Annotated in this window: 17 protein-coding genes and 2 pseudogenes; 5 read left to right on the forward strand and 14 right to left on the reverse strand. The window is 45.9% G+C overall.

The features are described 5' to 3' along the window. The 3 genes and pseudogenes from AB7E14_RS10460 to AB7E14_RS10470 form a co-directional block, all read left to right on the forward strand. Window positions 1–357, forward strand: a pseudogene (locus tag AB7E14_RS10460) (hypothetical protein); the annotation flags it as partial. Further along, window positions 354–2,192 (forward strand): site-specific integrase, encoded by a 1,839-nt coding sequence (locus AB7E14_RS10465; protein WP_058799370.1) that lies wholly within the window; start codon window positions 354–356, stop codon window positions 2,190–2,192. The pseudogene AB7E14_RS10460 and the gene AB7E14_RS10465, both read left to right, overlap by 4 nt. Next, on the forward strand, window positions 2,176–2,532 hold the full coding sequence (locus AB7E14_RS10470) for a hypothetical protein (protein WP_058799371.1): 357 nt from the start codon (window positions 2,176–2,178) through the stop codon (window positions 2,530–2,532). The genes AB7E14_RS10465 and AB7E14_RS10470 overlap by 17 nt, the downstream gene beginning before the upstream one ends. Before the next feature lie 15 nt (window positions 2,533–2,547). Here the strand turns inward: AB7E14_RS10470 and nucC are convergent, their stop codons facing one another. From nucC to AB7E14_RS10490, 4 genes are all read right to left on the reverse strand, one after another. Continuing rightward, a complete protein-coding gene (nucC, locus tag AB7E14_RS10475; protein ID WP_058799372.1) occupies window positions 2,548–3,273 on the reverse strand; it encodes a CBASS effector endonuclease NucC in 726 nt (241 codons plus the stop codon). 90 nt (window positions 3,274–3,363) lie between these two features. Continuing rightward, window positions 3,364–4,296 carry a CBASS phage resistance system CD-NTase-associated protein Cap6 gene (gene cap6 / locus AB7E14_RS10480; RefSeq protein ID WP_058799373.1) on the reverse strand — a complete coding sequence of 311 codons (933 nt, stop codon included), beginning with the start codon at window positions 4,294–4,296 and terminating at the stop codon, window positions 3,364–3,366. Next, window positions 4,293–4,811 carry a CBASS phage resistance system CD-NTase-associated protein Cap7 gene (cap7, locus tag AB7E14_RS10485; protein ID WP_038992388.1) on the reverse strand — a complete coding sequence of 173 codons (519 nt, stop codon included), beginning with the start codon at window positions 4,809–4,811 and terminating at the stop codon, window positions 4,293–4,295. Before cap7 ends, cap6 begins: the two co-directional genes overlap by 4 nt. A 7-nt stretch (window positions 4,812–4,818) precedes the next feature. Further along, entirely contained in the window at window positions 4,819–5,784 is a 966-nt protein-coding gene (locus AB7E14_RS10490; RefSeq protein ID WP_057393355.1) for a CBASS oligonucleotide cyclase, read from the reverse strand. 182 nt (window positions 5,785–5,966) lie between these two features. Between AB7E14_RS10490 and AB7E14_RS10495 the strand changes: the two genes are divergently transcribed. Both AB7E14_RS10495 and AB7E14_RS10500 read left to right on the forward strand, forming a co-directional pair. Then, window positions 5,967–6,290: a helix-turn-helix domain-containing protein gene (locus AB7E14_RS10495; protein ID WP_001515173.1), complete on the forward strand. Its 324-nt coding sequence runs from the start codon at window positions 5,967–5,969 to the stop codon at window positions 6,288–6,290. A gap of 2 nt (window positions 6,291–6,292) precedes the next feature. Then, window positions 6,293–7,159, forward strand: coding sequence for an ImmA/IrrE family metallo-endopeptidase (locus AB7E14_RS10500; RefSeq protein WP_058799374.1), 867 nt, complete (start codon window positions 6,293–6,295; stop codon window positions 7,157–7,159). A 118-nt stretch (window positions 7,160–7,277) separates the two neighbouring features. On the opposite strand, the pseudogene AB7E14_RS10505 reads toward AB7E14_RS10500, so the two are convergent. The 10 genes and pseudogenes from AB7E14_RS10505 to AB7E14_RS10550 all read right to left on the reverse strand — a co-directional run. Then, window positions 7,278–7,601: pseudogene (locus tag AB7E14_RS10505) on the reverse strand (SAM-dependent DNA methyltransferase); the annotation flags it as partial. Between the two features lie 130 nt (window positions 7,602–7,731). Further along, window positions 7,732–8,685: a DUF1281 domain-containing protein gene (locus AB7E14_RS10510; RefSeq protein ID WP_000493293.1), complete on the reverse strand. Its 954-nt coding sequence runs from the start codon at window positions 8,683–8,685 to the stop codon at window positions 7,732–7,734. A gap of 91 nt (window positions 8,686–8,776) precedes the next feature. Continuing rightward, complete coding sequence (locus AB7E14_RS10515; protein ID WP_058799375.1) at window positions 8,777–9,769, reverse strand: ArdC family protein; 993 nt, start codon at window positions 9,767–9,769, stop codon at window positions 8,777–8,779. A 95-nt stretch (window positions 9,770–9,864) separates the two neighbouring features. Next, entirely contained in the window at window positions 9,865–10,488 is a 624-nt protein-coding gene (locus AB7E14_RS10520) for a hypothetical protein (RefSeq protein WP_058799376.1), read from the reverse strand. Between the two features lie 81 nt (window positions 10,489–10,569). Continuing rightward, a complete protein-coding gene (locus AB7E14_RS10525) occupies window positions 10,570–10,878 on the reverse strand; it encodes a hypothetical protein (protein ID WP_032676630.1) in 309 nt (102 codons plus the stop codon). 154 nt (window positions 10,879–11,032) lie between these two features. After that, window positions 11,033–11,398 (reverse strand): hypothetical protein, encoded by a 366-nt coding sequence (locus AB7E14_RS10530; RefSeq protein WP_058799377.1) that lies wholly within the window; start codon window positions 11,396–11,398, stop codon window positions 11,033–11,035. Between the two features lie 88 nt (window positions 11,399–11,486). Beyond that, window positions 11,487–11,903: a hypothetical protein gene (locus AB7E14_RS10535; protein ID WP_058799378.1), complete on the reverse strand. Its 417-nt coding sequence runs from the start codon at window positions 11,901–11,903 to the stop codon at window positions 11,487–11,489. Between the two features lie 457 nt (window positions 11,904–12,360). Further along, window positions 12,361–12,606 (reverse strand): hypothetical protein, encoded by a 246-nt coding sequence (locus AB7E14_RS10540; RefSeq protein WP_058799379.1) that lies wholly within the window; start codon window positions 12,604–12,606, stop codon window positions 12,361–12,363. After that, entirely contained in the window at window positions 12,599–13,489 is an 891-nt protein-coding gene (locus AB7E14_RS10545; RefSeq protein WP_058799380.1) for an integrase domain-containing protein, read from the reverse strand. The genes AB7E14_RS10540 and AB7E14_RS10545 overlap by 8 nt, the downstream gene beginning before the upstream one ends. A 230-nt stretch (window positions 13,490–13,719) precedes the next feature. Continuing rightward, window positions 13,720–13,947, reverse strand: a 228-nt coding sequence (locus AB7E14_RS10550; RefSeq protein WP_428169506.1) for a hypothetical protein, incomplete at its 5' end; no start/stop codon positions are given.

The raw sequence follows: 13,947 nt of genomic DNA on the forward strand, positions 1-13,947 counted from the left end.
GGCCATTGCCGCAATCGCAAAAGTGGAGAATATGCACCAACCACTCCTGGAGCTCAGTGCTTTTCATTTCTAAATTGCCTTCGCTGCCGCCATTATGTAGTAACAACTGATGACCTTTATCGTGTGTTCAGTTTCTACTGGCGTGTGCTGTATGAACATAACCGGGTAAGTAGACGTTGCTGGAAGCGATTCTACGCTTTTATCCCACGATTGATCGAGCGAAACGTAGTCACACCTGGTTTACAAAATCATATTTTCAGGCAAGCAGATATCGATCTTGCTCGTGAATCTGCGAGACATTCACCACATCCATTCTGGGCGTATAGCACTCCCATAACCTGGCTGGAAAAACAATGACCCTCATATCGCAGAAAAATAGCTCACTCCAGCCTCAAATACCTGACGACACAGTAATATCGCGCATATTTATCAATGGGAAATGGGTTACATTAAGCATCTATATTAACGATGAATGGATCTTCAATGATGCACCAACCAATACCTGTAAATCGCGGCGGCATATACGTTTCACTGCAATTCCCGTATCTTTTCGACCAACCCTGAAATACATATCATGGCACTGGCTGTCTCATGGCCGCCCGGGTAAAATAAAACCACGTCCTGGAACAATAATAGCGTTTATATCGGAAATTACTGGATTCCTTAACTGGTTGACTTTCCAAAATATCCACACACTTAATAAAATTACTGTTGAACATTGTCTGGCCTGGGCTCGATATCTACAGCAGTATAAACGCATTAACACTGATGAACCATTGAAACCAGCAACGCTGTCCCGCCGACTCGCAGCCGTTGAAACGTTATTTGAACTGGGACAATTTTGCCCGGACAAAATGATTCCGCATCCCTGGCCCGGAACATCATCCCACAGACTGGCAAGAATGAATGACCTCGCGATGCAAAAAACTCCATTGATGCCAGATTCTGTATTCACCACCTTATTCCAGCATGCCTGGCATCGAGTGACCCAGGCCAGTGAACTACTTCAGCATCGTGATGCCCTGCAACAGATCAGCAAAAATGTTGCACATAAAAGCCCGTCAACTCGTTCGCTTGCCCGAAGTAATTGCCTGATAACAAGAGGATGGAAATCAGGACCAAAGGCCCTGTATGAAGCTCTGACTTATCTCAGTACAGCCTGTTACATTATCATCGCAAGCCTCTCGGGGTGCAGGAATCACGAACTGGCATGGTTAAAAACAGGTGCGTGCTATAAGGTCAGACATGAAAACGGTGAGATACTTTGGTGGATGCGCTCCCGGTCAACAAAAACAGGGGAAGGACAGACGGAGTGGATGATCCCACCTGCAGCAGTAAAAGCAATCAGAGTGGCGGAAAAATTAGCACTTCCCCTTCATAAAGAGTTAGAAACTGAAATACAACGGAAAAAACTCATCAACCCATATGATCCAGAGATTCAGGAGGCTGAACGCCACCTGAAAGTACTCTTTCCGGGGAAGCATCCTCATACGGGAGTAGTACGGACATTAAATGGCGGCCAATGGAATCTACGTCTGCGTTCTTTCTGCAAATATCATGGTATTACATGGGCTATCAGTACACACCAGTTTCGGCGAAAATTCGCCAACTATGCGGCGCAAAGTCAGTTTGGTGACCTTCGTTATCTTCGCGAACATTTTAAGCACTGGTCTGTTGATATGACACTGCGATATGCAGTGAATGCTTCTCAGGAAATGACATTGCTTAGTGAGATAAAAGAGGATGTAGCAATAATAAAAACAACCCTGATTGACAAGTGGCTCCAGTCTGAAACGCCACTCGCAGGAGGCTATGGTGAGAGTCTGAAGCACTGGAGAAAAACCGATGCCTCCCACATTTTTCACAGTCATGAACATATGTTGCGATCAATTGCAGAAAGCATTGCAATACGAAGCAATGGTCATGCCTGGTGCACAGCAGATAACAGAAAATGTTCGGGTAATTTTTCGCAAAATATGTTGCGCTGTAGCGAATGTCAAAACGCTGTTATCGACTCTGCAAATCTTTCCGTATACCAGAAACTATATGAAGACCTGAAAATATTACAGCGTAGTATTAAAAACCAGTCATCTCAGAAGCGAATATCCTCTGATATAACTCATTGTAAGAGAGTGATGCTATCCTTTGGTATTAATCTCAACAATGGAGACACCGATGAACCACAAACATGAGCCAGCACATATTCGCCGTGAGAAATTCAGGAATATAATCAGGAAGCTTATGGTTTTGAAGAAACCTGTAAATATTTCTCGCGTAGCTCGGGAAGCGGGCGTTAGCACTTCATTGATTCACAACTACTATCCAGATATCGCAGATGAAATCAGGAGGATTGCAGATAATATCCCCCAGAATTCTCGGGCAACATTACGTGAAAAGTTAAAGGATGCAAATGCCAAAAACAAAGTTTTACAGAATGAGATCCAACAACTTCAGCTTCGAATATCAAAGCTGGCAACCATCAATGAAATGCTGAATTACAACTTAAAAAACAAATCTTCTCGAAATAAATAAAAAACAAACCAGTACTCAGCTAGCTAACCATTTTCCATAGGCATCAATGTCAATCATTGGCACAGTGCCACTAAATTGAAGCTGTGCAATAAGCCTGAAAAGAAAAGCAGTAGCTGGCTTATTTCCTGGTTCAAAATTGAATTTTCCACCAATGTTATTAAAGTAAAAATGCCCATGTGATGCAACACAGCCCATATCAAGTCGACCATCTGATAAATCCCCATTAAGAGCTTTGTCGAACGACGACCCCAATGCAGGACTCCAGTCACTTTCAAAAGTAAGTAACCCTCCCAAAATTGGAATGAGTGGTTTTGCTGGATATGTCCCGCCAGCATGCGGAATTGGAAGGCTGGTACGATGAAGTCTGCGAACACTTGCAACTTTTCGCTGTGCATAAGCAACAAGCTCTGCTGACGCTGATTGCTTCGCTTCAAAAACCGCATAGACACTTTCTGCTGGAACAATTATTTGATCATTAAATTTAAAAATAAATGGTGAGTACTGCCTGTCAAAAACGACCACATCAATCTGATCACTAAAATTACCCAAACTATCAACTACAAAAGCATTAGCTGCCTGGTAGCGTTTGGGAAGATATGTATCGAGCATTTCAATCCATACTCCTTCACTGGCATCCCCTTTAGCCCCTGGATGATGGAAAGCTTTACGTGCAGTTCCCAGTCGAAGTTGAATGTCTTCATGTAACGAAGCAAATAGTTGAGAAAGTGACCAATTTGACATAATAGATTCCTTTATTCAGTAATACTCATACATTGCTTAAGTATGCATGGCCCATAATAATATTTATGGGCATTTATCTTTACTATATTATTAGCGGTCAATAAATGCAGGTGTTGGTGTCATTTTATTGACTACCTGCAGTGCTGAATGGACTGACACTGCGCTATATGGATAGGCAGCAAGAATTATTGATGGAATTAGCCGCTGGGTAATATCTGAGAAAGTAAATCCCGGCGAATTCGTGTCCCTTGGACCGGTTAACCTGACTAATTCTTCTATCGCCGTAGAATTTAATCCCAACCCCGTAAGTTTTGAATGCAACAAATAGTGTCGTTGTTCATCATTTGGCCTGGAAAAAGTTAAAACCTCAGCAGCACGACGCTGGACGGCCGGATCGAGAGCCTTCAACCGGTTAGTACACATAAGAACTGCCGCTGGTAGTTTCTGATTGGCGATCCGGTCTATTCCACGAATAAAAGCGTTTACACCAGCACGATCCTCATGGTGCATCTGAGCATTTTCCCGGGATTGAGCCAATGCATCAGCTTCATCAATCAACAGCAAAACTGCACCACGAGCTTTTCCATTCGTGTTTTTTAATTTATCTGCGGCTTCAATGGTGTAATCAAATGCAGCTGAAACCAGCTGAGTCATTTCGCCAACTCTACCCTGCCCTCGGGTAGCAAGGCTCAAAGGATATAACGTAATATCAATATCTTCCTGCCGGGCAACAGCATCACCAATGGTTTCCGCCAGCTCTGTTTTACCTGAGCCCACGTCCCCAGCCAATACAACTAAAGGTGGCCGCCTGAGTACTGTATCAACAGCCGCACGAGCATCTGGATGATATTTTTTGGCCCATTCCTGAATCCCATAAGGGTTTACAAGCAAACCTAATATTTTGGATAATCGCTCTTTGTGCTCATCAAGACCAACTAAACGAGCCAGACGCTCCTGAGGCTCAAAGTCAGGGAAGTTAATACGCCGCTCAAACAATTCATCAAGTGATGGTTTTACGTTCATACATAATTCCTTACGCTAGTGCGAGTGAGGGAGCGACCACCGGCCGAATAAGTCTTATCATTTTCGAGGTAGCCATTAATCCCTGGAGACTGGGCACCAACCCGTTTGAATGGTAGATCTTTCAAAGCAGTATCTTTTTCCGATTGAGTAGCATTCAGATATTTCGAGCTATAAGTCATAAAACTGTAGAAGGATGCACCCGATACATCTTTTCCTGGGCGGATTTTTCCAGGATCGTCATCTGTTCCTGAACCAAGCAAGTCGCCTGCGGTATATCGAAGGGTCGGCTCGATCCAGTTATTATTTTTCTGAAAACCATAAGAGACCTCCCCCAAATATCCAGCCTTAAGAAACACAACCAATTCTTCTTCGTATGCTTCAATGTCAGCATCACTGGGGTAACCATAAAAACGCTGCATCCGCCGCAAGTCAGTTGCAACTTTAGCAGCCATGTGACGAGCGTGGGTTACGCTGAAAGTTTGTGTCTCTGCTACTGTATAACTATAAGAAGACATAATGATTTCACCCCTGGAATGAAGAACCGAAAACTTTCTGCCAATAGGTTACGGTTAATTGCTTGGTTGGTGCATAGAATGCAGCATCAATAGCGTCACCGGCATCCATTGCGGCGTCAATGATGGCGTCCACATTAGACTGCGTATATAAACGAGCAACATTATTAACAGGATTAACGGGATCAATAATCTGCACTAAGTCTGACAACTTGCCTATTTTTGACGCAGGATAATTATCCTCGAAGACAATGCGTTCACGTAATTCAGTGCTCACCAGATAGGTAAAAAATGCCTGTAAAGCTTCCGGATAATTCGAGAAATCCACACCATTATCCAGTAATTTTGCAAGAATCAATTCAATCATGAACGATTTAAAGCGAAAATTCGGTCGCTCTTGCTTCATCAAACGAGCCCAATATTTCGCTAAACGGACAACCTGAGCAAAATGCTTCGGGGCAGCACGCTTGCGGGCTTTAATGAAATCAAGGTGCAGAGGAATACTGGTTTCAAGGAACGAGCCATCTTCCTGGCTTATCAAATGACCTCGCCAGTCAGGTAATCCCGAATACAATACAGGGACAATATCGACATCTAAGCCAGAGCCCCGGAAGGAAACCGTTACAGAGTATGTCTGGGGTTTAACCTGATCAGGACTAAAGTTAGGAAATGCTTTACGCAATCTATCAGCAAGATAGTCAAGTAACTCACGTAAATCCTGTGGTGCATCAGAGCCGCTGATATACACAGCCACATCAATATCGTTTAACGAGCGAAGAGCAGTCCCTTTAGCCAGACTACCTGATGGAATCATTCGCTTTAATGAAAAGTCAGGATGATCGGAAAGATACCCTTCCAGTTTGTTCTGTAATCGCTTGGCCTGTTCCCTGAATTCATCAGCCTTTACTTTTGGAAGATTTACCTTATCCTCGGCAAATCGCGCTATAGTTTTATGGTCGACATGTTCTGTTGACATCTCATCCTCACTAGAAGTCTTCACTCTATCCAAGCCGGACGACATGTCATGTTCATTTTCGTCGGCCACAAAGTTCGGTATAGCGAACTTTTTATAAGAATGAGTGCATTTTTCATACTTGTCAAACTTTTTGTTCGGAATAGTGGTACAATGATGAAAGAGATAAATGAGGAGATGTAACAATGGCAACCCGTCTTGGCGAAAAACTTCGCGATTTGCGTAAACAGCGTGGATTAACACTGGAAAAACTCGCTGACATGGCTGGACTGAGTAAAAGCTATCTATGGGAACTGGAAAATCGCGAGTCTCAACGTCCTTCGGCAGAAAAGCTCACTGCCCTGGCAGATGCACTGGGAGTTGGGACTAGTTTCTTTTTAGAAGATGATCTTCGAGAACCGGAAGAAAGACATCTTGATGATGCTTTCTTTCGAGGCTATAAAAACCTTGAACCTGAGGCTAAAGCACAGTTAAGAAAAATATTGGACACCTTTAAAAAGGACTTTTAGTTATGCCAGAAAAAGAGATATGGACGCCTCAAAAAGCAGCTATTCGGCTAACAAAAATTTGCGATACTTTCAGTGAGATTCACGGCACTGAACGATTTCCTGTTAACGTTGGTGAGTTGTCTCTGGGGGCAGCAGAGTTATTCCAATGGGCAGACCCTATAGTAAAAATAGAACCCGTTGACATCAAAGGATTTGATGGTGCATTAATTGCCAATGAAGCCCGCAGTCGTTGGATGCTACTTTATAATAACGGCTTAACGTCCCCGGGGAGAATTCGATTCACTCAGGCACATGAACTGGGACATTACATACTTCATCGTCTAAATCGTGATGAGTTCAGATGTAGCAGTGATGATATGCTATCCTGGGAAGATAAAAATATTGAATCAGAAGCAGATTTATTTGCTTCTTACTTACTGATGCCATTCAATGATTTCCGGAAACAGCTGACGCCAGACATTGATATTGAAGTATTACGTCAGTATGCGATCCGTTATGGGGTATCGCTGACAGCAGCTACATTGAAATGGCTTGAATGTACTGAAGAAAATGCCCTATTCATTTTATCTCGTGACGGGTACATGAAATGGGCCTTTTCCAGCCCCGCGGCTCGCCGTAACGGAGCCTTCTTTCGCACACAACGCAATGTTGTATGTATTCCAGAAGGATCGCTTGCTGCAAACCAGAACATTTCAATGGAAAGAGCAGGAATGAAGATCCCTGCATCAATTTGGTTCCCTCATGCAGATAAAGACGCTTCAGTTCGTGAAATGAAAATACAATCAGAGCAATATGAATATGTCATCACCCTTCTAATCCTTTCCCGAAAAACAACTGTATGGCCTCCCTTTCATGGGGAAGATGCGTAAAGGTCTCTTTCATATAAAGTGGCATGCACGTTTAGCAAGAAAAATAATTAGTTGAAATCGTCAGTATAACTCATTGATATTAATAAATTTAAAAAGACATAACAGTTAACATGGGCCCATAAGGCGTGAAAAACTGACCACGATATTTATCACCCAGTTCAAGCTGCATGAAAACCTGTCCAAGAAAATCCCCCGGTGAATCATCCAGCCCATTGACAACATGGGCCAGCAATTCTGCCATACGGACTACATCCTTCTTTTCATAACGTGCAACTATGCGCAGATATTTCTGCTCCCGCTTTTCGCAGAAACTGAGGGCATTCTGAAGAGCAATAACGCTGCAACTGATGAAGTCTTCAAAAACCTGATGTCGATGGTGATAACGAGCAGTCTGGTTGAAAAGCGAAATGAACGCCTTTTCATGGTTTATTAGATTTTTCATGCATGTCTCCTTTAACGGGAAACACGCCCCTGACAGGGAAACAGTGTTTCCCGTCAGGGTGAAAAAAAGCCACAACAAGTGTTGTGGCCAGTATGTTGAACCGGTTAGCCTGGGTTATCCTGGTTTAGTGTCAGGCCCGAATGCTCCCGTATTGTGCCGCTGGCGCCGCATATGGCGTTACCGCTGTGGTTTCCGTAGAGACAAGGTACATTCTTGCTGTTTCACCGTTGCTCAGTTGCTGCATTTCTTCCGGCCAGGGGCCACTGTCAACGTGATCACCGCGGTCAAAACAGTTATATCCGGAAAAACCTTCATCCACTGATTTCCAGTAATGACGGATCTCACAGTCAAACAGCTCTGACATCTCACCCATAACCTCTCCAGATGGCGGGTACCAGGGGGTATCGAACGTCAGTAATATCGTGCCCAGTGATTCACGGCTCCAGTTGGCTTTATGACCAGCCGGGAACTCCACACCATACAGCTGCGTGTAAAGATCTGCAGTTGTGTTAAGCCCCCGGAACAAACCACTGTTACCGTTCAACTCAGTTGCAAGACGTGACGGCATTATCATCAGCATATCGCAGGGACAACTCGCGGCCGGCATTATACTGAGCCATTCCCAACGCTCCTGCGGATCGAACTGTTCCCCGAAGCTGGCAACACCAAACCAGTCAGCATAGTGAACAGCCATCAACTGGGACATTATCTGGCGCGATGAAACTGGAATACTCTCCCATTTAAGTGTTTCCAGGCCGGACTGAACCCAGATCTTCTCCATACGTGCAATTGTAGCGCTGTCGAGCCACGCATCCTTTTCCATTAATTCCAGGAAATGCTGGAACGCCTGGTTTGCCGAAGTAGAAGCCCCCGTACCAGCGGCCGTAAGCATCGGATAAGCAGTAAACTCTGTCGCTTTTGTTGGCTTAAGTATCCCGGCACATCCAGCAAGAAACAGCTTTATGGCCTGCCGTATGGCATGTCGATAACGCGGAGTTTCAGTGCCGGCAATCCAGGACTGCATCACGTCAATACAAACAGATTTCGCAGTGATTTCCAGACGGTTTTTGCACCATGAAAACATAGTTATTACTCCTCTTTAGTTTAGACAGAGGGCATCTCCCTGAGGAGATACCCTCAGGGGATGCTGATGGCCAGGGCCATCAAGTTTATTGTTAAGCAGCCTTGTTCTGTTCCGGTTGTCGGTTCAGTGGCTGCAGTAAAAATTCCGACGCTTCCCGGGCAAACCGGCAGGCGCGGAAAAAGGCTTTTTTATCGTCACGAAGTACCTTCAGCCAACTGGCCAGATAGCTTTCATGCTGAACATCACCGTAAATACCCAGCTCTGCACAAAGAAAAGCACTGCCGGTTTCGGCAATAAGCTCCTCAAAGGCGTAAACCGGATCACCGAATTTTCGCGAAGAAGATGTTATCCCTTCACGGCTAAGGCGGCGGCTGTGGCCGGTTGCATGAACCAGTTCATGCAGTAGTGTGGACCAATAATCAGCTTCAGAATTAAACTGCGAAGTCGTAGGCATCACAATTCGATCGGTTGATGGCTGATAATACGCCCGGTTTTGTCGGTACGATGTGCAAACCACACCGGTTGCATTCAGTACTGACAGTACCTGCTCCTGTTGTTGTTCACTGAGTATGGAATGCCGCTCCTCTTCTGCCTCTGTTGGCGGCATGCCGGCAACAGCATCCGGCAGTCCATCACACTGGGCGACATTGAAAAGTTGCAGCGGCTTCAGCATTGCAAGCGACTCCATGACGGGATTACCGTCTTTATCGAACAGCTTGTTATCGTTGCCATCCGTCGCCTGTTTCTCAAACGGTTTGTAGATGATGGCCATCGAGCTGGTTTCACCCTTACGCACCTGTCCACCCACGGCTTTCGCCTGCTGGTATGTCAGCCATCGATCGGATGAAAATCCCCGCTCTTCAGCAGACATCCACAGCAAGGGTATATTCACTCCGCTGTAATGGCGGCCGGTTGTGGCATTCACCGGTAACGCGCTGCCATGTACGTTCTGTGCAGAACGCCACGGCCGGCGCCACGGTGGAACCCCTTTTTCCAGGGCGGCAATGATTTTGTCGGTGACCTGCTGGTAAAGATCGGCTTTCTGAGCCGGTGCGGCCTTACGGCCGCGAATGGATTTGTTCATAAGGATGCAACCTGTAAAAAAGGGCGCATCCTCCCCGGGGCGGAAGAATGCGCCACCGGAAGTGGAAAAAAGTCAGAGATAGTCAGTAATACAACCTAGCGGCGGGTTCCCGCGTAACGGAAAGAGCCATCAGACATCACCTCGCTGACGCTGCTGCGTACGCTGCGAACCGCACTCTCAAACATCGTGCGATCAGCCGGTTTTGCCCGTTTACAGTCGAGACGGATTACCCTGTCAAGCACAGACAGCGCCTGTGAGCGCCAGCTCAGACGTTCCGCATTCCCTACACAGGCAGGTAAATGCCGGAGAGACTGATCGTAGAGCCAGCGAATATTGCTGCGATATTCCTCCACCAGGACATACACCTTTTCTGGCGGACGGGTCTCCTTACGAATTGTCATACCAGTCCCCAGTGGACCGGCCGATGGCATCATAAAAAGATCGTGGTGTTCGTTCAGAACGGCGTCGAATTTGCTCTGCTCCATAAAGGTCTGAAAAGCGTATTCCTTCTCGGGAATTAACAGGTCTGCATTTTCCGACCAGTTTGCATCTTTCGAGGGATTACAACCTTCCGCCCATGCCCTGAGCCATTCGCCGGGGTTTCGGTCATCCGGAACCCGGATGTATATACCAAGGTTCTTTTCAAGCAGCAGTGGCCTTTGCATACCGCCCTGCTGTGATAAAAGAGGGCGTAATTCGGTTGAGGTAAAGCGAATCATCAGGACTCCTTAAATTAATAAGGAGGAGACCTCCCCTGGAGGGAAGGTCCCTCCGGGAAGTGTTAATCAGTCAGAACTGATTCAGTCGAAACGGTAACGCAGCCAGGCCATCTGCTGCGCCATCTGCCGTCCCGCCCGTAAAGCCTTACGTGCGGAGGCAAACTGACCGGCGCTGGCCAGTTGCTGATACTGCCAGTCACGCGAACTGTAGCCCGTTCTGCGTGAAATGATGGCGGTAAAACCCCCTTCAGACTGAACGACCTCGGCGCGGAAACTGCTGTGACCGCTACGGTTGGTGAACCATTCGGCCTGCTGCTGCCGCATTGCTTCTGAAATGCGGCTGAGGACGCGCGTGGTATGGGTGATAAACAACAGTATTATACTGCTCATGGTTTTCTCCTTAGTTAATGCGGAGAAAACCATCACCGCAGATGCAGGGAGGTTGTCCCCGCATGGGTTGGTACATCAGTTATAAGCTGGCTTCATTCAGAAAACACAACCACCTCCGTATGGAGAAAGTCCCCATAGGGTTCAGTGCTTCACGTCAGAAATCAGCATCGCTGCGTTCCATAGACAGAAAGGCCTCTTCGTCTTTGACTGCGCTTTTGTAGAAATATGTCCAGGCTTCTTTATCAATACCTTCTGCCATGCGGCAGAGGTCGTTAAAGAATGCCTCCCATGATCCCGGTATAAGTTTTCGAACATACAGTTCAGCCAGTTCCCGGGCAACAGAAGCCATATCCCAGACGTAATACGGAAAGCCGTCTTCATCTGTCCCGGTATTTAGGTCAAGGCGGCGAAGCGCTGCGATACTCAGCAGGTCGCCTTCCGCTTTAGCCAGTGCAACTTTGTGAGCATTACGCTCGCTGGCACGGATGTGAAAATCTTCGGTGAGAATTAACTCGTTCATAAAGGATTCCTTAAAGAGTTGTGGAATCCTGTCCCTGACCGGGACAGAAGTCCCGTTAGGGTGAGAAAATCTTCGACTAATAAGGCCGTCAGGCGATGTCTGAGAAATGGGCGCTCTGATAAAACATTTCGCGCAATTGCTCTGTAGCTTCGTCCAGCTCTTTTTCCTCGCGAGACCTGGTTACGCCCTGAAGAAAAGCTGTACTCCAGTGAAAACTGTGAACATCTGTCCCCAGAAGCGTAAGCTCGCTCACTGCTTCTTCGACAAAGGTATGTTTTATGAAGCCATGCTCAGTTGCAAAACCAACTGTATGCGCGACATGTCTGAGAAAAGTCAGGTAATCAGGAAGGCCGTCAGCAGGAACCTGAGGATCTGCGTCGACCATGAGTTTGTTATCCAGACGAATGTTAAGCTGAGTTTTTACGTAATCCACAATGATTTTTGCAGAAGCGGGTGAGTCACAACTCAGTAACGCGAGCGGATTGATCATTCTGGTGTAATGCATGGGTACGATTCCTTATGAAAAAAGGGAACCGTCCCAAAGGGAAAGTATCCCTCAGGGTGAGAATCAGGCCAAAAATGCCGGATGAGTAAATCAGGTGTTTGGTAGTGTGAAGTGAAGTAGAAAAGGACCTTAACCTGTAATCAGGTTCCTGTTTGCAAAGGTTAAACAGGTTTGAACCGCCCGAAAGCGCCATCTCTCAGGTTATGATGGCATTGGCATGTGATTACCCGAAGGCGCCTGTCTCAAATCACTCAGGCATTGGCAGTTGTCAGAGACAACGTTAGCAAATTAAGCGTACACAATTCCCGCACCTCAGGCAATAGTGTCAACGCAAAGATCTTTCCACATTATGGTTTGAACCAGGACGATGAAGCCCTTAACGGGAAAGTCACTACTGCTGAGAATATCCTGAGAAAATGTGTCATGTTTAAATTGACCAGAAAAAAGGATCATGTTTTTACATTTCATGAGCGTTTTCTTTTTCTCTCAGTGATTTCCTGAAAGTTTCAGACAGTGCGCCACGGATGAAATACAGACAGGCATCAGTACGGGTAAATTTGTCTCCGTAATGCGCATGAGCCTCCTGTGAACAAGCCACCTCGTAATGCCCCCTATCGATAATACGTAAAATCCTTTCCTTCCATCCCAAAAACACACGACCAATAACCAAATCCTCACCAGAAACAAAAATGCTTTTACTCATTACCCTCTACCTTATTATAAACACGAGCCACGTAATGTCCCCTGCCATCGCCATGTCCCAAATCCATTGATGCCAGAGCCTGTGCCTCTTCTTTAGTGAAACCTCTTTTCATATGATAATTCATGACATCAACAGAGTAGGCATAGCGTAAACTATGAGGCGCATATTTTCCTGTTAATCCGGACTCACGGACAACATTGCGATAACGTTCAATAGCCGTATGTAATGATGGCTTATCAATCAACTTTCCATTATTTTCATTCAAGTGTTTAAGGGACGCATTGATTGCAGCCAGAGTTGATTCACGATCTAATACCGTTGTATCTCTTGGTCGTCCTCCTTTTGTCCCAAATACAACACGTATTTTTTCGTCACCATTGAGTAAAGCTTTTTTCCATGTACGCAACGATTTAGCAGACTGTACTGTTTCTTCTGTTCTTAACCCGAGTAATCTGGATAATCTCATTGCACATGCAACGCCATCATCCTTTTGCTCTACACTCGTCAATACCTGCCGAAAATAAGCATCGGGAATAGCAACCTTAGTTCCATCCCGGCTCGTTTCCGAAATACCCAGAGCCTGATTGCTCAGTTTTTCATGAGAAGGATTTGCCATGAATGTTTTTCCCGCAACACGTAACAAAGCCCGGATAGCTGCCATTTCGTTCTGAAGTGTGCGTCTGGAAATATCTTCGGAAAGGCGGCTCTTCATATACAACTCGATATGCCCCGTCTTGATATTTTTAATATCTCTGATTTGAACATTAAGTTTTAATAAACGTTCGGCAAACCTGTCCGCAATTTTCATTCGGTCAGAAACGGTTTTAAAACTTCCCCCTGCCTGCCTCGCAAGTGTTTTAAGATTTTTATTCAGTTTTGCCATAAACAACCCTCCATTTAAACAGGTGTCAGTGCTTTTCCGTCTGCGTGAACGGAAAAGCACTGACACCGGCTGCGCCACAGCTACAGACGATGAATTTCACCCCGACGGCACGGGTTATGGTTGCGCTTCCTGCGTCTCGACAGATATCTGTGCATCGGGGCGGCGAAATGTTGAGTTATTGCGAAGCTCCCCAGGTCTCTGACCTGTTCGCGGTTTGCACCGGGCTGAAATTAATCAGTCTGCTTCCACACACCAGTATGTTGACTGGTGTCGCCATCGATATCGTGTCGATTTTCTCCTTTCAGAATGAAGTCCTTACCCGTTTTTACGGAAAAGACGTTTGGTTGATAAATGAACAAGCAGTGAATGAAGTACGTTTTTAAGGCCCTTAAAACCTTTAAGTACGTGTTGGTCAGTTGGTAAGAAAGTTGTCGAAATGGCAGTGCGTCAGCTCTGCC

It is taken from the genome of Citrobacter sp., assembly GCF_050252275.1.
Classification (GTDB): Bacteria; Pseudomonadota; Gammaproteobacteria; order Enterobacterales; family Enterobacteriaceae; genus Citrobacter_A; species Citrobacter_A amalonaticus.

Bases quoted from the DNA above. Each gene is read 5' to 3' on its own strand.
- AB7E14_RS10465 (WP_058799370.1), top strand. From the start codon at position 354: ATGACCCTCATATCGCAGAAAAATAGCTCACTCCAGCCTCAAATACCT.
- AB7E14_RS10470 (WP_058799371.1), top strand. From the start codon at position 2,176: ATGAACCACAAACATGAGCCAGCACATATTCGCCGTGAGAAATTCAGG.
- nucC (WP_058799372.1), bottom strand. From the start codon at position 3,273: ATGTCAAATTGGTCACTTTCTCAACTATTTGCTTCGTTACATGAAGAC.
- cap6 (WP_058799373.1), bottom strand. From the start codon at position 4,296: ATGAACGTAAAACCATCACTTGATGAATTGTTTGAGCGGCGTATTAAC.
- cap7 (WP_038992388.1), bottom strand. From the start codon at position 4,811: ATGTCTTCTTATAGTTATACAGTAGCAGAGACACAAACTTTCAGCGTA.
- AB7E14_RS10490 (WP_057393355.1), bottom strand. From the start codon at position 5,784: ATGTCAACAGAACATGTCGACCATAAAACTATAGCGCGATTTGCCGAG.
- AB7E14_RS10495 (WP_001515173.1), top strand. From the start codon at position 5,967: ATGGCAACCCGTCTTGGCGAAAAACTTCGCGATTTGCGTAAACAGCGT.
- AB7E14_RS10500 (WP_058799374.1), top strand. From the start codon at position 6,293: ATGCCAGAAAAAGAGATATGGACGCCTCAAAAAGCAGCTATTCGGCTA.
- AB7E14_RS10510 (WP_000493293.1), bottom strand. From the start codon at position 8,685: ATGTTTTCATGGTGCAAAAACCGTCTGGAAATCACTGCGAAATCTGTT.
- AB7E14_RS10515 (WP_058799375.1), bottom strand. From the start codon at position 9,769: ATGAACAAATCCATTCGCGGCCGTAAGGCCGCACCGGCTCAGAAAGCC.
- AB7E14_RS10520 (WP_058799376.1), bottom strand. From the start codon at position 10,488: ATGATTCGCTTTACCTCAACCGAATTACGCCCTCTTTTATCACAGCAG.
- AB7E14_RS10525 (WP_032676630.1), bottom strand. From the start codon at position 10,878: ATGAGCAGTATAATACTGTTGTTTATCACCCATACCACGCGCGTCCTC.
- AB7E14_RS10530 (WP_058799377.1), bottom strand. From the start codon at position 11,398: ATGAACGAGTTAATTCTCACCGAAGATTTTCACATCCGTGCCAGCGAG.
- AB7E14_RS10535 (WP_058799378.1), bottom strand. From the start codon at position 11,903: ATGCATTACACCAGAATGATCAATCCGCTCGCGTTACTGAGTTGTGAC.
- AB7E14_RS10540 (WP_058799379.1), bottom strand. From the start codon at position 12,606: ATGAGTAAAAGCATTTTTGTTTCTGGTGAGGATTTGGTTATTGGTCGT.
- AB7E14_RS10545 (WP_058799380.1), bottom strand. From the start codon at position 13,489: ATGGCAAAACTGAATAAAAATCTTAAAACACTTGCGAGGCAGGCAGGG.